The sequence below is a fragment of the Asanoa ishikariensis genome (assembly GCF_900107455.1).
In the GTDB taxonomy this organism is placed as follows: Bacteria; Actinomycetota; Actinomycetes; order Mycobacteriales; family Micromonosporaceae; genus Asanoa; species Asanoa ishikariensis.
In genome coordinates this window covers 576,538-597,645 of record NZ_FNQB01000001.1, presented here as the reverse complement: position 1 = coordinate 597,645, position 21,108 = coordinate 576,538, and the positions used below count along the sequence as shown (strand labels likewise).

The 21,108-nt window shown below is 69.9% G+C and carries 22 protein-coding genes; 13 read left to right on the top strand and 9 right to left on the bottom strand.

Annotated elements, in window-relative coordinates:
• The first annotated feature begins 5 nt into the window (after window positions 1-5).
• A complete protein-coding gene (locus tag BLV39_RS02845) occupies window positions 6-1,235 on the top strand; it encodes an FxsB family cyclophane-forming radical SAM/SPASM peptide maturase (protein ID WP_090786748.1) in 1,230 nt (409 codons plus the stop codon).
• Window positions 1,225-2,493, top strand: a complete 1,269-nt coding sequence (locus BLV39_RS02840) for an HEXXH motif domain-containing protein (protein WP_090786745.1) — start codon at window positions 1,225-1,227, stop codon at window positions 2,491-2,493. The genes BLV39_RS02845 and BLV39_RS02840 overlap by 11 nt, the downstream gene beginning before the upstream one ends.
• Window positions 2,494-2,515: 22 nt before the next feature.
• On the opposite strand, the gene BLV39_RS02835 is transcribed toward BLV39_RS02840, so the two are convergent.
• The gene (locus BLV39_RS02835; protein ID WP_090786741.1) at window positions 2,516-3,085 is read right to left on the bottom strand and encodes a TetR family transcriptional regulator; all 570 of its coding nucleotides are present in this window, start codon (window positions 3,083-3,085) and stop codon (window positions 2,516-2,518) included.
• A gap of 94 nt (window positions 3,086-3,179) precedes the next feature.
• Here BLV39_RS02835 and BLV39_RS02830 point away from each other — a divergent pair, with 94 nt between their 5' ends.
• Complete coding sequence (locus BLV39_RS02830) at window positions 3,180-4,067, top strand: oxidoreductase (RefSeq protein ID WP_090786738.1); 888 nt, start codon at window positions 3,180-3,182, stop codon at window positions 4,065-4,067.
• Here the strand turns inward: BLV39_RS02830 and BLV39_RS42135 are convergent.
• Window positions 4,064-4,204, bottom strand: a complete 141-nt coding sequence (locus BLV39_RS42135; RefSeq protein WP_176984742.1) for a hypothetical protein — start codon at window positions 4,202-4,204, stop codon at window positions 4,064-4,066. The two genes, BLV39_RS02830 and BLV39_RS42135, sit on opposite strands and share 4 nt — an antisense overlap.
• A 206-nt stretch (window positions 4,205-4,410) precedes the next feature.
• On the opposite strand from BLV39_RS42135, the gene BLV39_RS02825 reads away from it, so the two are divergent.
• Window positions 4,411-5,142 (top strand): hypothetical protein, encoded by a 732-nt coding sequence (locus BLV39_RS02825; RefSeq protein WP_143049621.1) that lies wholly within the window; start codon window positions 4,411-4,413, stop codon window positions 5,140-5,142.
• Between the two features lie 49 nt (window positions 5,143-5,191).
• Here BLV39_RS02825 and BLV39_RS02820 read toward each other — a convergent pair whose 3' ends face one another.
• Window positions 5,192-5,611, bottom strand: a complete 420-nt coding sequence (locus tag BLV39_RS02820; protein ID WP_090786733.1) for a winged helix-turn-helix transcriptional regulator — start codon at window positions 5,609-5,611, stop codon at window positions 5,192-5,194.
• Between the two features lie 12 nt (window positions 5,612-5,623).
• On the opposite strand from BLV39_RS02820, the gene BLV39_RS02815 reads away from it, so the two are divergent.
• The 6 genes from BLV39_RS02815 to BLV39_RS43935 all read left to right on the top strand — a co-directional run bounded on the left by BLV39_RS02815 (window position 5,624) and on the right by BLV39_RS43935 (window position 11,570).
• Complete coding sequence (locus BLV39_RS02815; protein ID WP_143049620.1) at window positions 5,624-6,301, top strand: NAD(P)H-binding protein; 678 nt, start codon at window positions 5,624-5,626, stop codon at window positions 6,299-6,301.
• A 17-nt stretch (window positions 6,302-6,318) separates the two neighbouring features.
• A complete protein-coding gene (locus BLV39_RS02810) occupies window positions 6,319-6,783 on the top strand; it encodes an RNA polymerase sigma factor (protein ID WP_090791067.1) in 465 nt (154 codons plus the stop codon).
• On the top strand, window positions 6,780-8,066 hold the full coding sequence (locus BLV39_RS02805; RefSeq protein ID WP_090786730.1) for a hypothetical protein: 1,287 nt from the start codon (window positions 6,780-6,782) through the stop codon (window positions 8,064-8,066). Before BLV39_RS02810 ends, BLV39_RS02805 begins: the two co-directional genes overlap by 4 nt.
• Before the next feature lie 110 nt (window positions 8,067-8,176).
• Window positions 8,177-8,527, top strand: coding sequence for a hypothetical protein (locus tag BLV39_RS02800; protein ID WP_143049619.1), 351 nt, complete (start codon window positions 8,177-8,179; stop codon window positions 8,525-8,527).
• Window positions 8,528-8,679: 152 nt separating this feature from the next.
• Complete coding sequence (locus tag BLV39_RS43940) at window positions 8,680-10,386, top strand: DNRLRE domain-containing protein (RefSeq protein WP_239083680.1); 1,707 nt, start codon at window positions 8,680-8,682, stop codon at window positions 10,384-10,386.
• On the top strand, window positions 10,347-11,570 hold the full coding sequence (locus BLV39_RS43935; RefSeq protein WP_239083679.1) for a hypothetical protein: 1,224 nt from the start codon (window positions 10,347-10,349) through the stop codon (window positions 11,568-11,570). The genes BLV39_RS43940 and BLV39_RS43935 overlap by 40 nt, the downstream gene beginning before the upstream one ends.
• Before the next feature lie 41 nt (window positions 11,571-11,611).
• Here BLV39_RS43935 and BLV39_RS02790 read toward each other — a convergent pair whose 3' ends face one another.
• The 3 genes from BLV39_RS02790 to BLV39_RS02780 are packed head-to-tail and all read right to left on the bottom strand — an operon-like array spanning window position 11,612 to window position 13,814.
• Window positions 11,612-12,769 carry an alpha/beta hydrolase family protein gene (locus BLV39_RS02790; RefSeq protein WP_090786722.1) on the bottom strand — a complete coding sequence of 386 codons (1,158 nt, stop codon included), beginning with the start codon at window positions 12,767-12,769 and terminating at the stop codon, window positions 11,612-11,614.
• An 11-nt stretch (window positions 12,770-12,780) separates the two neighbouring features.
• A complete protein-coding gene (locus BLV39_RS02785) occupies window positions 12,781-13,110 on the bottom strand; it encodes a transcriptional regulator (protein ID WP_090786719.1) in 330 nt (109 codons plus the stop codon).
• Window positions 13,107-13,814: a hypothetical protein gene (locus BLV39_RS02780; RefSeq protein ID WP_090786716.1), complete on the bottom strand. Its 708-nt coding sequence runs from the start codon at window positions 13,812-13,814 to the stop codon at window positions 13,107-13,109. The genes BLV39_RS02785 and BLV39_RS02780 overlap by 4 nt, the downstream gene beginning before the upstream one ends.
• Before the next feature lie 103 nt (window positions 13,815-13,917).
• Between BLV39_RS02780 and BLV39_RS02775 the strand changes: the two genes are divergently transcribed.
• The 3 genes from BLV39_RS02775 (at window position 13,918) to BLV39_RS02765 (ending at window position 16,718) form a co-directional block, all read left to right on the top strand.
• The gene (locus tag BLV39_RS02775; RefSeq protein ID WP_239083678.1) at window positions 13,918-14,415 is read left to right on the top strand and encodes a SigE family RNA polymerase sigma factor; all 498 of its coding nucleotides are present in this window, start codon (window positions 13,918-13,920) and stop codon (window positions 14,413-14,415) included.
• Window positions 14,412-15,764, top strand: a complete 1,353-nt coding sequence (locus BLV39_RS02770) for a PD40 domain-containing protein (RefSeq protein WP_090786711.1) — start codon at window positions 14,412-14,414, stop codon at window positions 15,762-15,764. The genes BLV39_RS02775 and BLV39_RS02770 overlap by 4 nt, the downstream gene beginning before the upstream one ends.
• Window positions 15,765-15,902: 138 nt before the next feature.
• Window positions 15,903-16,718 carry a hypothetical protein gene (locus BLV39_RS02765; protein ID WP_090786708.1) on the top strand — a complete coding sequence of 272 codons (816 nt, stop codon included), beginning with the start codon at window positions 15,903-15,905 and terminating at the stop codon, window positions 16,716-16,718.
• Here the strand turns inward: BLV39_RS02765 and BLV39_RS02760 are convergent.
• The 3 genes from BLV39_RS02760 to BLV39_RS02750 all read right to left on the bottom strand — a co-directional run bounded on the left by BLV39_RS02760 (window position 16,715) and on the right by BLV39_RS02750 (window position 21,082).
• Entirely contained in the window at window positions 16,715-17,776 is a 1,062-nt protein-coding gene (locus BLV39_RS02760) for a hemolysin family protein (protein ID WP_090786705.1), read from the bottom strand. The genes BLV39_RS02765 and BLV39_RS02760 overlap by 4 nt on opposite strands.
• A complete protein-coding gene (locus tag BLV39_RS02755) occupies window positions 17,773-19,113 on the bottom strand; it encodes a hemolysin family protein (protein ID WP_090786702.1) in 1,341 nt (446 codons plus the stop codon). Before BLV39_RS02755 ends, BLV39_RS02760 begins: the two co-directional genes overlap by 4 nt.
• 91 nt (window positions 19,114-19,204) lie before the next feature.
• The gene (locus tag BLV39_RS02750; RefSeq protein ID WP_239083677.1) at window positions 19,205-21,082 is read right to left on the bottom strand and encodes an ABC transporter ATP-binding protein; all 1,878 of its coding nucleotides are present in this window, start codon (window positions 21,080-21,082) and stop codon (window positions 19,205-19,207) included.
• Window positions 21,083-21,108: the final 26 nt, after the last annotated feature.

Below are 21,108 nucleotides of genomic sequence, written 5' to 3'. Positions count from 1 at the left end.
TGCCGTTGAGCCCCGATCGCGTCCGGAGTGCTCAACGTGCCGCGGCCAGATGGCCGTATGCGGCGCTGGACATCGCGGCGCTGAAGGCCGATGGCTGGACTCCGGTGCCGTTCAGCGAGGTGATTCTGAAGGTTCATCAGCGCTGCAACCTGGCCTGCGACTACTGCTACGTCTACGAGCACGCCGATCAGAGTTGGCGCGACCGTCCACCTTCGATGCCCGACACCGTGCGGGACGCCGCCATCGAGCGTGTGCTGGCACACGTCCGGCGGCATGGGTTGACCCGCCTTCGCGTGGTGCTGCACGGCGGTGAGCCGCTGCTCTACGGCCTTGATCGTTTGATCACGCTGGCCGACCTCGTTCGCCGGTCGGCGCCCGCATCGTGCCAGGTCGAGATAGGCATGCAATCCAACGGTGTACGGCTGGACGAGCCGACGGTCCGCACGCTGGTGGATCATCGGATCAAGGTCGGTGTCAGCGTCGACGGCACGCCCGAGGACCACGATCGGCACCGTCGATTCAAGAATGGCCGTGGCAGTTTCGCGGCCGTCGCGCGCGGCATTGAGCTTCTCCGTCGCCCGGAGTATCACGACTCCTATTCCGGACTTCTCAGTACCGTCAACGTGGACATCGATCCTATTGGCGCTTACGAACAGTTACTGGCCTTCGAGCCACCGATGATCGACCTTCTTCTGCCGCACGCGACGTGGGGTTCTCCGCCAGAGCGACCGGCCGGTTCACCGACGTACGCCCAGTGGTTGATCGCATTCTTCGACCGCTGGTTCACCGACTCACCGCCGACTCGCGTCCGCCTCTTCGAGGCGGCGATCAACCTGGTCCTGGGCGGCCGCAGCACCAGCGAACAGCTCGGGCTCAGTCCCTCCGGGACGGTCGTCATCGAGTCGGACGGCGCCGTCGAGCAGGTCGATGCCCTGAAGGTCGCGTACCCGGGCGCCGGAGCCACCGGCTTGAACGTGCTGCACGACGACCTCGACGAGGCGCTGGCGGATCCGGGTGTCGTCGCGCGGCAGATCGGTCGGAGGGCCCTGGCCGACGAGTGCCTGTCGTGTCCGGTCGTCGGCCTGTGCGGCGGGGGGCACTACGTGCACAGATACCGCCCTGGCGCCGGTTTCCGGTCGCCGTCGGTGTATTGCGCGGACCTCAACGTGTTCGTCCGGCACGTTCACAAGACGGTCGCCGAGGGTTTGCGAAGGAGACGATCTGGTGCCGGTTAACGGGTCCGCGCCGTCCACACTCGACGATCTCGGCAGCGGACTCGGCGGAGCCGAGGCGGTCCGCATGTTGCGGGACGCCAGGTACAGCCGGCACGTTCTCCTGCTCGAATACCTGCTCACCTGTCTGCCCGGTGACCCGGAGCCCGTGCGGGACCTGCTGGAGCGGTCCCGAGTCGCGGCCCCGGGCCGGTTCGCCGCCGTGGTCGGGGCCCCGATGGTCGGCGGATGGACGGCCATCGCGTGCCGGGGCGCTGCTCGGGACAAGCCGGACCCCCAGGTCGTGGCCCATCTGGCCGCCGTCGCGCTGGTCGCGGCGGCAGCAGCGGGGGTCGACGGCACGGTGGCGGTTCCCGTGGACCATGGATACGCCATGCTGCCGGGGCTCGGTGCGGTCGTCGCCGACGGCCACGAGAAGGTCGAGGCAACGACGTCGGGCGGCCGGATCGTCGTGGTCGTCGACGGTCAGCGCATCGAGGTCCCCGCGGATCCCACGACGGGCTCGCCTGCTTGGCTGCCGCTTCGCCAGTTGGCCGCCGGCGCCGTGCGGGTCGACCTGGAGGATCTTCATCCGTACCGGCACGGCCACCACGCGCCGCCGACGGGACGGCTCAGCCCGGCCGCCGCGGAGCGGTGGCAGGAGCTGTTCGCCGAGGCGTGGCAGTTGCTGACCGACCTTCTTCCCGACCGGTCAGCCGAGCTGCGTGTCGGCTTGAGCTCGCTGGTGCCGCTGGCACCCGGTCGCGACTCCGCGCTGAGCGCCTCGCTGCGGGACGTCTTCGGTGCGTGTGGCCTGACCCGACCCGCCTCGGCCCATGATTTCGCCGTCACGTTGGTGCACGAGTTTCAGCACTCCAAGCTCAGCGCCCTGCTCGACCTGAAGCAACTGACCGACCCGCTGGACAGGGGGCGGTATTTCGCGCCCTGGCGCACCGATCCCCGGCCCTTGGCCGGCCTCTTGCAAGGGGTGTACGCGTTCGTCGGTGTCGCCGACACCTGGCGCGCGCTGCGTGGCTTGGTCGCCGAGGCGGAGCACCGCTTCGCCGAGTACCGCCTCCAGGTCGACCAAGGGCTGACCGCGGCCGAGGAGTCGGGCTCACTGACTCCGGACGGAGTGGAGTTCGTCGCCGCCCTGCGTCGCACCGCGGACGTCATGCTCGCCGAGCCGGTGCCGGCCGATGCCGCCAGGGCGGCCGAAGAGCTACTGGTGCGGACGAGGGGCCAGTGGGAAAAGCAGAACCAGACTGCTCAGCCCCTCTAGACGAGCCGACCCGCGGCGGCCTTTACGGCTGGAGCAGGGTCGTCAACGCCGAGACGACCAGGGCTCGGCGCGCTGCGGGGTCCTGAGGCGCCGTCAGGTGCTGCTCCGGGGTCAGGACCGACCACATGTTGGCGATCGTGAGGACCAGGGCGAGGACCTCCGCCGCGGTGAAGCGGGTCGTGACGTACCCAGCTTCCTGTGCCTTGGCGATCGCGTCGACCTTCGACTGGTTCGCGTCCAGGACGGCCTTCAGCGGGGGTTGATCCGCGGCGCGTTCGAGGCGGTGCCAGGCGGCCAGGCGGAGGGCGTCCGGGTGGGCTAGGCCGGCGTCGAAGAGGAGGCCGGCGTACTCCGGGAGGTTCGTGGCATCCATCGGCGCCAGAGCGAGGGCCTGGCCGACGACCTGATTGAAGACCGCGGTGAAAAGGCCCTCTTTGTTGCTGAAGTGGAAGTAGATGAGCGCCTTGTTGACGCCTGCGGCGGCCGCGACCCGGTCGACCCGGGCGCCGGCTATGCCGTGCGTGGCGAACTCGCCGTAGGCGGCCTCGACCAGGCGACGGCGGGTTTCCTGGGCGTCTCCAGCAGGTGGCATGTGCCCCAGGCTACTTGACTAACCAGTTAGTTGACGATCCGGCTTCGGCGGAGTTGACTATCTAGTTAGTCAACGACTTCGGGAGGCGGACATCATGAACGTCGCGATCATCACTGGTGGTGCTGCGGGGATCGGGTACGCGACCGCTGCGGGACTGGCCGAGCGCGGGAACCACGTCGTCATCGCCGGCCGCAGGCAGGAGGCGCTCCGGACGGCCGCGGACCGGCTACGGAAGGCGTACCCGGGAAGCACGATCTCGACCGGCGAGTTGGACCTTGCCGATCTGGCCTCGGTCCGGTCCTTCGCCGCGCGGGTCAGCGCCGAGCACCCGAAGGTCGACCTGCTGGTCAACAACGCCGGCGTGATGGCCGTGCCCGAGCGGCGACTGACGACTGACGGCTTCGAACTGACCTTCGGCACGAACCACCTCGGGCACTTCGCCCTCACCGGCCTGTTGCTGCCCGTGCTGCTCGCCGCCGAAGCACCGCGGGTCGTCACCGTCAGCGCGGCGATCGCCCGGCGCGGCCGGATCGACCTGGACAACCTCGACTTCCACCGCGACTACCGCCCGATGCGGGCGTACAGCGCGGCCAAGCTGGCCAACGTCGCGTTCGCGCTGGAACTCGCCGCGCGCACCGACCGGCTGCGCAGCATCGCGGTGCATCCGGGCACCGCGGTGACGGGCATCCAACGCCACGTGTCGCCTGCGCTGCGGGTCGTCGCCGGCGGCTTGATCGCCCTCATGGGCCAGAGCGCGGAGGAAGCCGCCCGTCCCTCGTTGCTCGCGGCCACCGACGCGCATATCGCCAGTGGTGCCTACTTCGCGCCGCGCGGCATCGGCGAGGGCCGTGGCCGCCCGGCACCGGCCCGCATCCCGGCCGCCGCGCAGGACCCGACGCTGCGCGATCGGCTCTGGGTGGCTTCGGAGCGGCTCACCGGGGTCTCCTACCACCTGGTCGCTCCGCAGCGGGCGGTAGCTTAGAACGGACCCCAGCCCTTCAGCGCGGCGACGAGACCGGTGGTAGCGGCCAACAACGCGGCCACCGCGGTGACCAGAGCTGACACGGCGTGGATCCGCGCCGGGAGCCGGTCCGGCGACTGCTCGTTGTTGGTGCTCATCGGAAAGCCCTCCCGCGTAATCGTGGTCGACGAACTCATCAACGATCCAGTCGAGAAGGCCACTCACGCGTTGCCTCCGCCGAGCCCGAAGCCTTGTGGCGCAACGGTTTCAGTGCCGAGATAGGGAAGCAACGGACGCAGGTCGTTGGGTGAGATCGAGACCTTGCCGCTCGCGAGCGGGGCTGGCGGCAGGCAGGATGTCAGCCGTGACCGACGATGATCCACTCGTTGACGTGATCCTGGAGCGCTGGAGTGCGTGCACCCTGCCGTTGGGGCAGCGCCCGCATGCGGGGACCGCGTTCTTCTACAACGAGCTCGTGGAATCCACGCCCGAGGGCGACAACGTCCGCGAATGGTGGGTGACCGCGGACCGCCTGACGCGCACCAAGGTGGGCGAGGTGCGGCTGCGGCCTAGTCTCATCGAGCCCGCCGGTGCGGCATCGGACTCCCTGATCGTGCTGGACTTCGAGGAGATGTGGTCGCGGCGATCCGGTGTGGCGGTGATGCGCACGTTCTTCCTCCACGAACATGCGGCGGAGAAGGGCTGGTCGTGGGCGACCACGCAGATCACCGAGGGCACCGCCGGCACGTCCGACCACGTGCGCGCCGTCGAGGGTCAGCCTCGTCGGGCGTACGCCATGGGTCACATCACCCGAGAACTGGGCGAGTCGGGCGAGCAGCGACCGCTGGCCGTCGCCATCTCGACGATCGCCCGGGACCCCGACGGCGTGGTGCGCTGGCTGGGCTCACTACCCGACGGATTCGCGGGCGGTCCGGTCTTCGTCGCCGAGCCACACGGCGACCGCAGCTTCATTCTTCGCTGCCTTGGGCTGATCGCCTCGGCCGACCGCAATCCCGACGTGCTCACCTTCGACGTGATCCGCTCGCTGATCGAAAAGCTCGTGCGGCCGAAGCGCGGCCTGTTCCGCCGGCGCTAGTCCGTTCGGGCGCTGGTAATCGCGGCGAACACGGGCGTCGTTGCTCGCGTCAGCGGATTTCGTTGTCCGGATGGGCTTGGTCGTACGCGCGCTGCGCCTCGCCGATCACGGCGCGGTGGGCAAGGGACCAGTCGGCCAGCCCTTTGATCAAGTGGGTGAGGCTCGCCCCGGTTTCGGTCAGGCGGTAGTCGACCTGGGCCGGCACGGTCGGGTACACGGTGCGAAGGACGAGGCCGTCGCGTTCGAGCCTGCGTACCGTCAGGGTGAGCATTCGTTGGGATATGCCGTCGATGGCGCGTTGGATTTCGCGGAACCGGCGTGGCCCACCCGCGAGCTCGACGATCACGAGCACTGACCACTTGTCGCCGATGCGGTCCAGGACGTCGCGGATGCCGCAGTCGGGATGGTGCTCGCGTCCGCAGGGGTCGAGGTCGGCCGGGGTGGTTACGCCGATGTGCGTGAGTGACATCAAACTGCCTCCTTGCTGCCGGTACGCGTGCCGTCGACGCTGGTGCTGATCTCCGCCGGCTATGCCGAGGACGACCAGGTCATCGACCGACACGCGGCGGTCCTCGACGCCGCGGCTCGCGATGGCGTACGCCACGTCGTCTACACGAGCCTCACCGGTGCCGGGGACCATCTCGGTTTCGCGCTCGCACACCGCGCGACCGAACGTCTTCTGCGAGCCGGCGACCTGTCCTGGACGATCCTGCGCAACGGCCTGTACGCGGAGCTCTTCGGCAGCCTCCTGCTCTGGGCTGGAGACGGCCTGGAGTCGGCGTTCGGCAGCGGCGCCCTGGCCGCCGTCGTGCGTCAGGATCTGGCCGATGCCACCGCGATCGTCGCGGCCGATCCGGCACGACACGGCGGACGCGTCTACGAGCTCTCGGGTACGCCGATCACAGCGGGACAGGTGGCCGACCGCCTGGACGTTCCATATCAGATCATCAGCCTGGGCGAGTACCGCCGCAGGCTGGCTCCAGGGCTGCTGCCGTTCCAGCCGCCGATGCTCGCCTCGATCGCCACGGCCATCCGCCACGGCTTCCTGGACGGCACCTCTCCCGATCTCGTAGATCTGCTCGACCGCCCCGCACGTGATCCGTTGCCTACGGCTGCCGGGCAAGCGTGCAACGAAAGGGGCCCCTCGCGCGCCTCATAGAGGTGGCGGTTCAGACGATGGCGGGAGTCGACGCGTTCGACGCGGTCTACGCGGCGCAGTATGCCCCGTTAGTCCGGCTCGCCTACGTGACCGTGGGCAGCATGCCGGCCGCCGAGGACGTCGTGCAGGACGTGTTCATCGAGTGGTACCGGCGCATCGACCAGGTCGAGGCGCCCGCCGCGTATCTGCGTAAAGCGGTCGTGTCCCGGTGCTCGTCGTGGGTCCGGCGCCGGATCCTGGAGCGCCGCCACGCGGGCACGTTCGACCAACCGCCCGTGGTGCCTCCCGATGCCGGCACCGTCGCCGTCCGTGCCGCCATGGCCCAACTCGCGCCGCGCTACCGGATGGCGTTGTTCCTGCGCTACTACCTCGACCTGTCGGTGGCCGAGGTCGCCGAGACGCTCGACTGTCCACTGGGTACGGCCAAATCGCTTTTGCACCGCGGCCTCGCACACCTGCAGGCACATCTGGAGGACCGATGATCTCCGAGGAACGTGTCGCGGAGCTCATCCGCACCGCCGTCGACGCGGTTCCGGTCGAGCCTCCCCCGCCGGCGACGTTCCGGGCCCGGGCCACCGCTCGCCGCCGCGACCGTCGACGGGCAGGGCGGATCTGGCCCGCGGCGCTGGCGGCCGCCGCCGTCGTCGCGACCGTCATGGTCGCGACGGTGACACTGCCCGGTCCCTCGACCGTTCCGGGAGAGGAGTCGACCACCTACCGGCTGCCCCGCGAGTTGGCCGGCTCCTCATCCGCGACCACCCCGGTCTCGCAGGACCCACCCGGCCGGGCGATCGCGTTGTTCAACCAAGGCGGCCACCACGTCGTGCTGGCGACCGACGGGGTCACGTACCGCCGGCTCGATCTCGCCGACCAACTCGGCGCGGCGCTGCTGTCGCCCGACGGACTCACGGTGATCGTGAGCGACCCAGCCCGGACGACGCCACACGTCGAGGTCGTCGACCTGCGCACGGGCCAGGCTCAGCGGTTCTCGTTCGACCCGCCGCTCGCCGTCCGGCCGCTGGCCTGGTCGCCCAACGGCCGTCGGGTGGCATTCGCGACCCAAGTCAGCCCCACCGGTAACAGTGCCGGGCCGGCCGGCGTCAGCGTCCTCGACCTCGACTCCCGTCGCTTCGTCCAGGTCGCCGAACCCCGCCCAGGCACCGCCGGCGGCCTGGTGCAGGCGGCTTTCATCGCCGCGGGCTCGGCCGTTCTCGCCTCGGCCGGTGCGGAGGACGGCTGCACGCTGCGCGTCTACCAGGTCGATCCGCCGAAGCCGGCCGAGCCGGTCAGCGTCGACGGTCCGGTCGAGCGATGCCGCGAGGTCGTGACGCTGGCCGTGCACCCGTTGGACACAGCGACGCTGGTCGCCGTCGGAGAGCGGTACGGCAACATCCTGCGGCTGAACTTTCGCGGCGACTGGCTCGCCCAGACCCGCACGACGCCCCCGTCGATCCCGTTGAGCTCCGGCGACCGGCTGCTCGGCTGGAGTGGACGCGACAGGCTCTATGCCACCCTTGGCAGCTCCGTGGAGGAATTCACACTCGAGGGCGGATACGACAGGGTGCTCCGCTTCCCCGCGGTCTCGGACGGGCCCGACCTGGTCACCGCGTTCCAGCTCGCCACCGACCTGATGCCGGAGACCACAGTGTCCGACCTCAGTTCAGGCGGCTGGCCGTGGTCGCTCCGCCGCAGCGCCGCCGTCGCCTTCCTGTTGCTCGTCGTCACCGCCGCCGTTCTGGTCATCCGCCGACGCCGCACCGCATAATGGGCCCGACATTCCAGATTGGAAGCGACATGCCTGTGCGGCGTAAGCGCTGCTGTTTCGGGGCATCGCGGCCGCTTCGCACCACGGTGTCGGTAGGAGTGGTTGCCCGGGTGGACCAGGCCGCATGCGTCGCGGGTGCGGGTGGTCTGCCTGGTCCGGGAGCCGGCGTGGACTGGTGCTACTTCGTCGATCCGGGCCTCGACGTGACCCGAGCCGATCGTGTCGAGATCGGCGAGGACGGGATCGGCGGCTTCGCCGTCGTGGTAACCCTCACTCCGGCGGACGGCGTCGACTACGCCGCCTGGACCACAGGGTCCGCCGGCCACCAGATCGCGATCAGTGTCGAGGGACGGGTTCTGATAGCTCCCGATCTCCTTGAACCACTCAGCGGTGATGCCCTCCACATCATCGGCCTCACCGAAACCGACGCCCAAACCCTGCTGCGGCAGCTATGGGAATGACGCGAAGCGCCGGAAAAACCCCACACTAAGCCCGGAAGTCCGACTCGGTCCTATTCGGACAGCGGAGCCTCGGTCGTTTGGTTGCCGCCCCTAGACTCGTCCTCGTCGATGACTGTTCGAGCCATCGCACACAACGGGGAGGTGTGCAACGCATGCGCGCAACAAAAGCGCTGAGCGTGGCCGTCGGAGCTCTGCTGGCGGCTGGACTGATCGTCGCGCCGGCTGGGCCGGCACAGGCCTGGGAGCAGCGGGACCTGCGTAAGACAAGCTGGGCCTACGTCGACTCACGGCAGCCGGATCGATCATTCGTCAACCCGGCCGGGAACGCACCGATCGGTGCTTCGCTCGACGCCGGCGGCAACAAGCACCGCTATCGCTCCTACTTCACCTTCGATGTCGCGCGATACAAGGGTTCCGTCGTACACCGGGCGGAGTTCGTCATCGCCGAACAGTCCGCGGCCGACTGTGCTTCGGCGCAACCGGTCGAGCTCTGGCGCACCGATCCGACGACGTCGTCGACGACCTGGAACAACCGGCCGCGGCAGCGTGAGCTGCTCGGCACCGTCCAGGCGGGCGGCTCGACGGAGTGCCCGGGTTACCTCGTGTGGGACGCCCTGCCGGCACTGCGGAAGGCCGCCGCCCGCGGCGAAGCGACCCTGACGGTCGAGCTCCGGGTGCCGCGCAGCTTGGAGGCCGACGTCGCGCACGGTCGCGTGCTGTTCCCCTTCCCGTCGTTGCGCACCGAATACAACTTCGCGCCCAAGGTGACCCGGATCGGCACGTCGTGGGGCGCCGAATCGATTTGTGGCACCAAGAAGAACCCGCAACCGCTCGGGGCGCACAGTTACACCTTGATGATGCAAGGGACTGACGCGGACCAATTCGACCAGTTCTACGGGACCTTCGCCGCCTGGCCGGTCGGTCACGAGGATCAGCGGGTCGAGCTGCCCGGTGGGGTGTACGGCGGCGGCTTCTCGCGGATCGAATGGGAGATGTCGCAGTATCCGCACGGCACGGTTGTCGCCTGGACGGCCCGCGCCAACGACGGCCACGACCAGTCCGACTGGGCGAAGCCGTGCTACGTGCGCATCGACAGCGTGCGTCCGCCAGCACCGAAGGTCACGTCGAGCGCCTACCCGTCCGACGGCGAACAGCACGGCGGCACCGGCGTTCCGGGCACGTTCCGGTTCAGTGCCAAGGGATCCAAGGACGTGGTCGGCTACTACTGGGGCGACACCGGCGAGATCTACAACTACATCGCCGCGCCCAGGCCGGGTGCCGACGTCACGCTCGAGTTCACGCCGGACTCGTACGTCGAGCGGTTGCGCGTGCAGACCGTCGACGCCGCCGGCAACCGGTCCCCGATCACCGAGTACGAGTTCTTCATCCGCAGCACCTCACCCGCGGTCGACGTGACCGTGGGCGGAGTCGGCCTGCCCAGCCGGGTCCTGATCTGGACCCACCTCGAAGAAGTCACCGAGTTCGGCTATCGGGTCGACGACGGAGCCGAGGTCAGGGTTCCGGTCCGCGCCGACGGCACCGCGGAGGTGTCGGTGGTCTTCCCGGAGAAGGGCCAGGCCACGGTCTATGTGCGCTCGTACGTCGGTGCCGAGTTCATCGGCGCCTCGGGCCAGTCCGTCTGGGTCACGGACACACCGAAGATCGAGTCGACCGACTTCAGTTGGGAGCACGACGGCGTGGTCGGCCGCCCGGGCACGTTCACCTTCCGGCCGGACGCGCCGGCGTCGTCGCGTACGAGTACGGCTTCAACTCGACCGAGGGCCTGCAGCGGATCGAGGCCGAGGCCGACGGCAGCGCGGTGCTGCACTGGACTCCGACCCAGGCCGGCTGGGAGCTGATCAGCGTGCGCAGCGTCAGCGCCGACGGCACCCTGTCGGAGGGGACGTCCAGCGACTTCAACGTCTTCGACACCCGGCCGTACGTGTATTCGAGCGTCTATCCCGACTACGGCGCCCACGGCGGCGTGGGCATTGCGGGCGAGTTCCAGCTCAACACCCCGCTCCCGGGCGTCGAGGCGTACGTCTACCAGTTCAACGACGGCCCGGAAGTGGTGGTCGACGCCGACCCGAACTTCCCGCTGGTGACGGTCAACTGGACGCCGGAGCACTCCGGCGCCAACACGCTCCGGGCGCGCATGCGGTTCCTGGACGGTTCCTTCTCGCCCGAGCGCGTGTACGCCTTCGAGGTCAATGACGCGCCGTTGGTCGCTTCCGCCGACTATCCGGAGAACGAGTCCGTCGGCCAGCCGGGTCAGCCGGGCCGCTTCACGTTCAACCCGGGCCGGGACGATGTCGTCGAATACCGCTACTCCCTCGACGGCAACGCCGACGAGGTCGTCGCAGCCGGCCCCGACGGCCGGGCCACGCTCGACATCACGCCTACCCACCCCGGCTACAACATCCTCATGGTGTCCAGTGTCGGGGCGGACGGCACGACGAGCGCCCAGCGGCACTACGCGTTCCGGGTCCGCGACCCGTACGTGCGGGTGTCCAGTGACTACTACGAATGGGCGCCGCGCGGCGGCCTGGGCAGCGTGGCCGAGTTCCGGTTCGACACCGAACTCAGCGAGGTCGCGGCATTCGAATACCAGGTCAACGGTGGAGCGTGGCAGACCGTCGAGGGCGCCCAGTCCGTCACGGTGTCGGTGACACTCGACCGCAACGGCGAAAACCTGCTGTCGGTACGAGGCCGGACAGCGACGGGCACGACGCCGCAGACCGACTATCCGTTCCTGGTCGGCACCGCACCGCTCGTGTCGTCCAGCGTCTACCTTCCGAGCGGCTCCACGGGCGGCGCCGGCGTACCCGGCGACTTCACTTTCGTCCAGGGCGGCCCGGGAATGGTCGAGTTCGAGTACACCGACAACGAGGTCAACCCGACGATCGTGCCGGCCGACGCCAACGGCCGGGCCACGATCACGTACACACCGACGGACGCCGGCTCGCACACCCTGAGGGTGCGCGGGCGCACCGCGGACGGCACGTGGTCCGACGCGACCGACTACCGCTTCTACGTGAACTAGTCGAAAGCCGCCGGGGGACCCGCGGGTCCCCCGGCGACCGCTCACGGTAGGTAGCGCATCTCGGGGAACGACCGGCTCGGGCCCTCGAGGAGGCGCTGGCGGCGGTGGCGCAGGTGCAGGTCGAAGAAGGCCACCGGGTACGCCTGCGAGATGCGCACCGCTCGCGCTGGGTCGAGGGTGCCGATCCAGTCTCGAAGCTCCTCGTCGCTCATGCCGACCTCGGCCGCCACCTGCGGGACCAGCACCTGGTGGTCGACGTACGAGGAGTGGACCGCGCCGTCGGCCGCGACGTTGAGTCGCCAGCCCGTCAGGTGCGACCAGAACTCGGCGACCGGCTCTTCGGCCCGAGTGAACTCGGCGGTCATCATCATGAACGGGCGATCGAGGTCGGTGGTCACGTACGGCTCCATCGGGCCGTCGAGACCAAGCCCCGCGCGGATGCGTCGATCCTCCAGCATGGACAGTGCGGTGGCCGTCGCGCCCTTCGACCAGCCGAACATGCCGATGCGGTGCGGGTCCAGGGCGCCGCGCAGTCCCACAGGCAGCGGCCGGTGGTCGACGTCGGGGTTGCGGCCGGCGGCGAGGTCCTCGATGCGGTCCAGGATGAACGGGATGTCGGCCGCGAAGTCCGGCGCGCCCAACGAATGCTCGCCGCCGATGACCGGAAGGGTGAGCCGGCCGTCGGGGAACTCGCTGAACGTGTCGTGGGTGTGGTCCACGGTGACCACGACGTACCCATGGCTGGCCAGTTCCTGCACCGCGACCGTGTTGTCGGCACGATGGTCGTGGGCGCCGTGCGAGTAGACGACGACCGGCAACCGGCCTCCGGTTCGGCGCACCGGCGCACCCACGTGCCCGGAGGTGCGTGGTGCCACCGCGACATCCACCGGGAAGCCGGCGGACGGCAGCAGCGCGCGCATGGGTGCGTCGCCGAGCCAGGGCGCCCGCGGGTAGCGGCCGACGTCGTGGGCCGGGTACCAGACGCTGACCATCAGCTCGCGGTGGTGCCCCGGGCCGGCGATGGGGTCCGGCCGCGAACGGTCGACGAGGTGCAGCGGCACGATGCCGATCGGGAAGGGTCCGGTCGGCACGGGCAGGGTCAGCCGCACAGGCGCGGCCAGGGCCGGGCGGCCGAACGACACGGTGAGCCCGGCGGCCAAGGCGGATGCGAGAACGGTCCGGCGGGACAGGGTGGTCATGGCGTCCCCTCCTACTGCCCGGCCGTCGTCTCGACCCGGGCGATGAGTTGTTTGAGTCGCGTGATCTCCTCCGCCAGCGCGGTGTTGCCCGCCGCGGTGAGGCTGACCCAGGTGCGTCCGCGCTTTCCCTCGTAGCCCTTCTCGACCTCGACCAGGCCGGCCGTCTCCAGCACGGCCAGGTGCTGGGAGAGGTTGCCGGCGGTCAGCCCCAACTGGGTGCGCAGGTAGACGAACTCCACCCGGCGGGCCTCGTGCGCGATGGTCAGGATGCCGAGCCGGACCCGCTGGTGCACGACGTCGTCGAGCCCGGTGACCGGGTGCTGGGGCTCCGGGACGGTCACCGGGCCCGCCGCAGCCGTTGCGCCAGGCCGAAGCCGGCACTGCCGAGCAGCAGCACGCCTCCGACGATGATCAGCGCCGTCACGCCCTGCAGGTGCCCTCCCCAGTGGACTCCCCAACCGAAGTTGATCGGCACCAGGATCACCGCCAGGTAGCCGAGGGTGAACAGCAGCAGCGCGACGTTGCGCTCCAGCCAGGCCAGCACCAGCAGGGCGATGCCGATCCCACCGACCGGAGTGAGCAGCCGGAACAGGACCTCGATAGAGGTGGACGGGTGGAGAAGATCCTCCGCGTCGCGGACGAACCACACTCCCGCGCCGACCCCGATCAGCACGAACATCACGACCGAGAAGGCGACCCCGGTGAGCACGTACGGCAGCACCCGCGCGTCGACTCCCCGGCCTCGGGCGACCCGCAGGTAGACGCGCGCGATCACCACGTAGGCCACCACCAGGGCGACCAGCCAGTAGAGGTCTGCGGCCGGCTCCCAGATCTTGCAGATCTCGCCACCCTCGACCGAGTAGCAGTCGCGGGTGACCGGACGGCCGAGCATGTAGGCGGGAATCGCCCCGAAGGTCACCAGGGCCAACACGAGCAGCGGCAACCAGGTCACCCGCTGGGTCAACCGCACCCGGTGCGCGAAGCCCCGCACCTCAGCCAGCAGCCGGCGCGGGTCGCCGGCGGCAGGAACCGTATCCGAAGTCATGCCAACAGGTTTTCATAACAAACCGGTTGGCGCTAGTAGCAAACTCGGCCCCAACCATTTCGGCGAAGGCGGGCGTCCTACCTGTTGGGTGAGGGGGTGTGCATTGGCCGAGACGTTCCACGACTTCGTGGTGCAACGTTCGGCGGCGTTGTCACGCCGCGCCTACCTCCTCACCGGTGACCACCAGCTCGCCGAAGACCTGCTCCAGAACGCGCTGGCCAGGACCTACCGGCACTGGCGCCGGATCACCGACCCCGAGGCGTACGTCCGCCGCGCGATGTACCACCAGCAGGTCACCTGGTGGCGGCGCCGCCGGCTCGTCGAACGCCTGGAGTCGGAACCCACCGAGCAGCCGGGCGACGACCACTCCGACACGACCGCCCTCCGGCTGACCTTGGCCGCCGCGTTGCGCCAACTCACCGCGCGCCAGCGGGCCGTGGTCGTGCTGCGGTTCTACGAGGACCTGACCGAGGCGCAGGTCGCCGAGGTGCTGGGCTGCTCGGTCGGAACGGTGAAACGGCACGGCTACGACGCGATCCGCCGGCTGCGCGCCATCGCCCCCGACCTGGTCGACCGCACGACGGAGAGGAGTGCGCGATGACCTCCCGACTGCGCGACTCGCTGCGCACCGCGGCGTCCGACGTTCCCGCGTACCCCGTCTACGAGAAAGCCCTCGCCACCGCCCGCCGGTCCCGCCGGCGGACCGCGCTGGCGGCGATGGCCGCGCTGGTCCTGACCGCGTTGGCCGGAGCCCTGCTGCCGGCGACCGGCTCCAGCGTCCCGGCGGCCGGCACGGACGCCGCGCTGCCCGACCGCGTCGGCGTGCCCCCGCGCGGGAGCCTGCACGCGACGGATCGACCCCGGATCGGCCCCTCCTCGGTGATCTTCACGGGCAGGGCCGACGGCATGGAGTGGGCCAACGAACACAGCATCATCGCGATCGTCGGGGCGGACTCCGACCGCTACCGGATCATCAAGGGCGAGGCCGACACACGAGCCGGCGCGAACACGGTGCTGTCCCCCGACGGCCGCCAGATCGCGTTCAGCGAGCTCGACTCCACAGGGCCCAGGGTACGGATCGTCGACCTGGCCACCGGAGACAGCCGCACCGTGGACAGCGGGATCCCGAACACGGTCCAGGTTGTACCGGTCGCGTGGTCGCCGGACGGGCGGACTCTGGTCCTCCGGGACACCCTGCCGCCGAACGACGACGCGCTAAGCATCGTCACGCTCGACGGTGAAAGGATCCGCCTGGCCGAGGCCGGCGAGCCGGGATCGCCGGTCGCGTTCTCCCCGGACGGCGCGCGGCTGGCGTTCCAGAGTGGACGGAACGTCTCGGTCGTCGACCTGGCCGGACGGCGGCTCTCGTCGTTCACCCTCCCGCCAGAGACGGAGTTGGCCGGCAAGGGCGCCTGGAGCGCCGACGGCCGAACCTTGACGATGACCAGGCACGAGGGCATGCGCTGGAGTCTGCGGCGGGTCGACCCCACCACGGGCCGCGACCTGGGCGCGCTGGACGTCCCCGCCGTGTCCGGCGTGACCGCCATCCGGCTGCTGGGCTGGTCGGCGGACGGATCCGCGCGGGTCGTCGCCTACCAACCGGCGGCCACCGCCGAGGTCAGGTTCGACATCTTCCTCGAGATGGAGCAGCGGCTGGCGTACGCGAACGTCAGCACTGTCCAGGTGCTGGCCCTCGGCCGCGGTGCCGGCACGCCCACCACGCTGCTCACCGCTCCCCAAGGCGTCATCGCGATCGACGTGGCCGACAACGTGATCCGGGGCGGGCAGGTCCGCCACGCGAACCCGCCCACCGCCTTCGGTCCCCGTTTCTGGCTCTGGACAGGCCTGATCACCGTCCTGCTGGTCGGCATCGTCTTGTACCGCACGCGCGAAAAGCTGGCTCTCTGGCTCGACGACCAGCGGGTAAGCCGCAGGCAAGCGGCTGACTGAGACTTACCGTGGCCGTTTCGACATCAGGTTGTTGTCCGCGGGCGCGACTGTTGATCGATGAGTAGACGGGGACTCGCACTCACGTTCCTTTTGATCGTCGCCGTCGGATGCGGTTGTGCGTCCTTCATGGACTTTGGTATGCGTTCGGTGATCCTCGGCAGTCTCGGTGAGGTGACGGCCGTCGTCGAGGGTGAGCGTCCCGGCACCGTCATCGTCGAGAACCGGGGGCGCAACGGAGGGACCAGTTACTGGGTGGTGAATGACACCGGCAACGCGCTCGTTCGCACATTCGAAAGCCCTGCCGCAGCGCCGAGCGTGGCCCACTGCGCGGATACGACGTGCTACCGCGTGGCCAGGACGGCCCTGCGGGTCGAGGCGAGCGACGACGGCGGCAGCACCTACGCCACGTCGTGGGAGCTCGGCGGCAGGGCGTACGAGAAGCTCGCCGAGTCCTACCCGAACGTCGGCAACCCGGCCGATCATCTGTCCTCGCGCGCCGTCGTGGTGCACGCGGTCCAGGGCGGCCACGTGGTGTTCGTCGCCAACGGTCGCGACGGGCTGCTGTACCGGGACGTACACGGCGCCTGGGCTCGCCTCGGTTTCCCCACGTCCGGTGAAGGTTGCTGCTTCTACGAGCCGCCGATGCGGACCGACTCGAAGCCGCGTTCGATCGCAGTCCTGGCCATCGTTGTCGCGGTGGCGGTGGCGGCGACGTTGGCTCCCCCCGCCATTCTCGCGATCATGCGGCGCCGGACCTGGCGGTGGACCGACATCGCTGGGCTCCTCGCTCTCGCAGCGATGGCGGGCTACGGTGCCTCGATCGCCGTCCGGTTCCCCAACGTCGGGATGTTCCCGGGAATCTTCTACGGGATACCGCTCCTGCTGGCCATCCTCGCCTGCGGACCACCGATCGCCTCGCTGTTCGGCAGCGACAAGCACCCCACGAGGCCCTAGCGGCCCGCCCGGGTCGCGACGCCCACGATGCGGTCGGTTTCGTCGTCGAACTCGCCGATCAGCTCTTCCAGTAGGTCTTCCAGGGCCACCACGCCGACCACCCGGTCGTCCGAGGTGACCACGGCTAGCTGGGAGCGGTGTTCGCGCATCATCCGCACCGCCGCCGCCACCGGGACCGTCGCGCCCAGCGACAACGGTGACGACATCAGGTCGGCCGCTGTCTGCGATGTGCCCGACGTGGTTACCCGGACCGCTTCGCGGACGTGCACGAAGCCGCGGACCTGGCCCTCGGCGGAGATCACCGCGAGCCGGGATCGGCCGCTTCGCTGACTGGTCAGCTCGATCTCGCGGCCGGACGCCGTCGGGGGCACCGAGACGACCTCAGCCAGTGGGGTCATCACCTGGGCGACCGTGGTGTTCTGCACCGCCAGCATCGCGGTCAACAGCTCGTGTTCGGCCGCCGCGATGGTGCCGTGCTCGCGGGACGACTGGAGCAGCAGGCGGAGCTCGTCCGGGCCGTGCACCTGGGCCAGCTCGTTCTGCGGACGCACCTTGACGAGCCGCAGGCAGGCGTTCGCGAGCAGGTTGAGCGCGAGCAGCGCCGGCCGGAACACCCAGGTGAAGGCCCGGAACGGGCGGGCGAGCAGCAGCGCCGACCGCTCCGGGTGGCTGATCGCCCACGACTTCGGGGCCATCTCGCCGACGACCACGTGCAGGAAGCTCACCACGATCACGGCGAACAGGAACGCGAACACGTACGAGAGGCCCGATGGCAGGCCCGCCGCGTCGAAGACCGGCTGAAGCAGGTGGCTGACCGTCGGTTTGGCCAGGGCACCGAGCGCCAGGGTGGACAGCGTGATGCCGAGCTGGGCGCCGGCCAGCATGAGTGAGAGCTCACGTACGCCGGCGATCGCCGAACGGGCCGCCTTGTTGCCCTCCGAAGCGGCCTGCTCCAGGCGGTGCCGCTTGGAGGCCACCAGCGCGAACTCGGCGGCCACGAAGAAGGCGTTGGCCACGAGCAGCAGCAGCGAGATGATCAGGGACCAGGTTGTGCTCATGCGGGCACCACCTCGAGCGAGACCTCGTCCGGCACGTGCCGGCGGACCGACTCCACCCGGAGGCGGGCGCGGCCGGGCGACACCGGCTCGGCGTCCGGCGAGAGCACCGGCGGCAACTCCACCAGCACCACGTCGCCCGGTGTGGGCACCCGGCCCAGGCGTTGCAGCACCAGGCCGGACAGGGTGTCGTAGGTGGGCGACGTCGGCAACAGCACGCCGGTCGCCTCGGCCGCCTCATCCAGGCGCCAGCGGCCCGGCAGCGACCACAGGCCGTCGGGGCGGTGCCGGGCGGACGGCTGGGGCAGGTCGTCCTCGTCGTGGATCTCGCCGACCAGCTCCTCGGCCACGTCCTCGAGGCTGATCACGCCGGCGAAACCGCCGTACTCGTCGATCACGCAGGCGAGCTGGCGGTGCTCGGCGCGCAGCCGCTCCAGCACCGCGGGCAACGGCAGTGTCTCCGGCACCAGCACGGCGGGCACGGCCAGCGTGCCGACCAGCACCTTGCCGCGTTGCGCCGGCTCCACCTCGACCACGTCGCCGACCGAGACGATGCCGAGTACGTCGTCGACCGCCGTGCCGAGCACGGGGAAGCGGGTGTGGCCGGTGTCGAGTAGCTGGACCACGCGTACCGCCGGGTCGGTGGCGTGGACGGTGACCACGTCGACCCGGGGCACCATCGCGTCGCCGGCCGTCCTGGTGCGGAAGTCCAGACCGTGGTCGAGCAGCCGCGAGGTGTCGGCGTCGAGCTGGCCCGACTGGCGGGAGCTCTCGATGATCCGGTCGAGGTCTTCCGTCGTCGCGCCCTGCGGCAGCTCCTCGACGGGGTGAATGCCGACCGACCGGAGCAGCTTGTTGGAGGTCGCGTCGAACATCTTGATCAACGGGCCGGCGATCCTCAGGTACGCCATCGTCGGCCGGGACAGCGACCGCGCCAGGGCTTCCGGCTTGGCGATCGCGAGGTTCTTGGGTGCGAGCTCGCCGACCACCATCTGGATCACCGTGGCGATCAACAGCGCGATGGCCACCGAGATGGTGGAGGTGACGCCTTCCGACGCACCGGTCAGGCCGACCAGGTCCGCTATGCCTTCACCGAGGTACGGCTCGGCCACATAACCAGCGAGCAGGGCGGTGACGGTGATGCCGAGCTGTGCTCCGGAGAGCACGAACGACAGGCGTGACGTCACCTGGTACGCGCGTGCGGCGGCAGCGTCGCCTGCTTCGGCCTCAGCGCGCAGCTTGGACCGGTCGACGGCGACATAAGCGAACTCCTGGGCCACAAAGAAGCCGGTCGCCACCGTCAGCGCGACGATGATCGCGAGGCCCACCAGGATCAACATGATGCGGGAAGCCGGTCAGAGACCGGCTTGGTACTACCTTCATCCACTCGCCGAGATTATCGGGATTCACTGAGGGTTGGCTGGGAACTTGCTAACCGACGTAGCCGCTGGCCTGCAGGTGGAAAAGTTCCTGGTAGAGACCGCCCGCCGCGACCAGTTCCGCGTGGCTGCCGTGCTGCACGATGCGGCCGTGGTGCAGCACGTAGATCTGGTCGGCGTGTCGGACGTTGGCGAGTCGGTGTGTGATCAACACCACCGTGCGGTCCGGGCGGCGGCGAAGCTGCTGGAACATCGCGTGCTCGGCCCGGGCGTCCAGAGCCGAGGACGGCTCGTCGCAGATCAGCAGGGCGGCGTCCCGGTAGAAGCCACGCGCGGCGACCAGGCGCTGCCATTGGCCGCCGGACAGGTCGTGGCCGTCCTTGAACTGCCGGTTCAGCAGCGTCGCGTACCCCTTGGGCAGTTCTTCGATCATCTCGTGGGCCGAGGCCGCGGTCGCCGCGTCGACGACCGTGGGGCCGGTCTCGCGGTCGCCGCGCCCGACCGCGATGTTCTGGTGTGCGGTGAAGGGAAACTTCCACCAGTCCTGGGTGATCACCGCGACCTGAGCGGCCCGACTGGCCGGGTCTAGCCGGCGCACGTCGACCCCGTTCCAGAAGATAGTGCCGCCGGTCGGCTGGTAGAGCCCCGCGAGGAGCTTGGCGAGGCTGGACTTGCCGGAGCCGTTCTCGCCGACCAACGCGATCACCTGACCCTTGCGTACGGTCAGCGACACCTCGTCGACGGCCGGCGTGTCGGTGTCCGGGTAGCGCAGGCTGGCCCGGTCGAGCCGGATCTCGTCGAAGTCGCTCGCCGGTTCGCCGCTCGGCTCGGGCGCCTGTGCCCAGGCCCGGTCGACGAAAGCGCGGAAGTCGCCGTAGTAGAGCGCGTCCTCGTACAACCGATTGGTCGCGTAGATCGCTGTGTTGAGGCCCATCTGCGCGGCCTGCAGGGCGAGCAGCGCGGTCGCCGCCGCGGCCAGCGGGATGGCGCCGTCGACCAGCATCCACCCGAGCACGCCGTAGAGCGCCAGGCTGGCGAGGCCACCCACGGCCGCGCCGACGGTCCGGGTGCCGGTCTGCGCCCGCACGAGCCGCATCTCCGCCGCGGTCTGGCCACGCATGATCCGCTCGTACTGGCCGAGCAGGAAGTCACGCATCTGGTAGCTGCGCACCTCGGCCGCGGTGTGCCGGTTGGCCATGATGCTGCCGAGCAGCCACATCCGCCTGCGCCGGCCGATGAACGCGAGCATGGCCAGGTATTCGCGGCGCGCCATCCGCACCGCCGTCACCGCCGACGGGATCGCGGCGACGATCAGGCAGGGCAGCAGGATCGGCTCGATGACGGCGATGGCGGCCGCCGTGGCGGCGACCCGGACCAGGCCGGTCAGCAGGTCCACACTGGAGTTGACGATCGAGGCCGCCTCGATGATCCCCCGATCCTTGGCCCGGTCCATCTCCTCGGCGAAGCCCGAGTCGTCGAAGGCGGCCAGCCCGACCGCCGTGGTGGCGCCGAACAGCCGCAGCTCGACCGCGTAGTTGATCTGCGGAGCCATTCGGGCCTGGGCCCAACCGGCGGCGATGGTCAGCCCACCGCGGACCGAGACGGCGACCGCGGCCACGATCAGCGCGGGCACGGCGGCCGAGATCCGGTCCGGCGTGGGTCCGGCCGCGAACAACTCGGTCAGCACCGTGCTGGTGGCCAGCAGCCCGAAGGTGGTGGCGACGCCGGCGACGACGTTGAAGGCGATGGCCGCGATCGTGTCGAACCGGTTGGCCTGCCAGGCCAGCGCGAGCGCCTCTCGGACGATCGCGGGCAGTCTGCGGGCAACGGCCCAGAAGCTGGTCTCGGCGAAGGACTCGCTGTGGTGAAGCCAGCCGGCCGCCTCGAGCTCCGGCAGGGCGTCGTGGTCGTCGATCGTCTGCTGGGCCACAGGGCCGCTCCTGGATGCTGGGTCCG

Coding starts and splice junctions, on each gene's coding strand:
- BLV39_RS02835 (WP_090786741.1), bottom strand. CDS start 3,085: ATGCCACCTGCTGGAGACGCCCAGGAAACCCGCCGTCGCCTGGTCGAG.
- BLV39_RS02830 (WP_090786738.1), top strand. CDS start 3,180: ATGAACGTCGCGATCATCACTGGTGGTGCTGCGGGGATCGGGTACGCG.
- BLV39_RS42135 (WP_176984742.1), bottom strand. CDS start 4,204: ATGAGCACCAACAACGAGCAGTCGCCGGACCGGCTCCCGGCGCGGATC.
- BLV39_RS02820 (WP_090786733.1), bottom strand. CDS start 5,611: ATGTCACTCACGCACATCGGCGTAACCACCCCGGCCGACCTCGACCCC.
- BLV39_RS02810 (WP_090791067.1), top strand. CDS start 6,319: ATGGCGGGAGTCGACGCGTTCGACGCGGTCTACGCGGCGCAGTATGCC.
- BLV39_RS02805 (WP_090786730.1), top strand. CDS start 6,780: ATGATCTCCGAGGAACGTGTCGCGGAGCTCATCCGCACCGCCGTCGAC.
- BLV39_RS43940 (WP_239083680.1), top strand. CDS start 8,680: ATGCGCGCAACAAAAGCGCTGAGCGTGGCCGTCGGAGCTCTGCTGGCG.
- BLV39_RS02790 (WP_090786722.1), bottom strand. CDS start 12,769: ATGACCACCCTGTCCCGCCGGACCGTTCTCGCATCCGCCTTGGCCGCC.
- BLV39_RS02780 (WP_090786716.1), bottom strand. CDS start 13,814: ATGACTTCGGATACGGTTCCTGCCGCCGGCGACCCGCGCCGGCTGCTG.
- BLV39_RS02770 (WP_090786711.1), top strand. CDS start 14,412: ATGACCTCCCGACTGCGCGACTCGCTGCGCACCGCGGCGTCCGACGTT.
- BLV39_RS02765 (WP_090786708.1), top strand. CDS start 15,903: ATGCGTTCGGTGATCCTCGGCAGTCTCGGTGAGGTGACGGCCGTCGTC.
- BLV39_RS02760 (WP_090786705.1), bottom strand. CDS start 17,776: ATGAGCACAACCTGGTCCCTGATCATCTCGCTGCTGCTGCTCGTGGCC.
- BLV39_RS02755 (WP_090786702.1), bottom strand. CDS start 19,113: ATGTTGATCCTGGTGGGCCTCGCGATCATCGTCGCGCTGACGGTGGCG.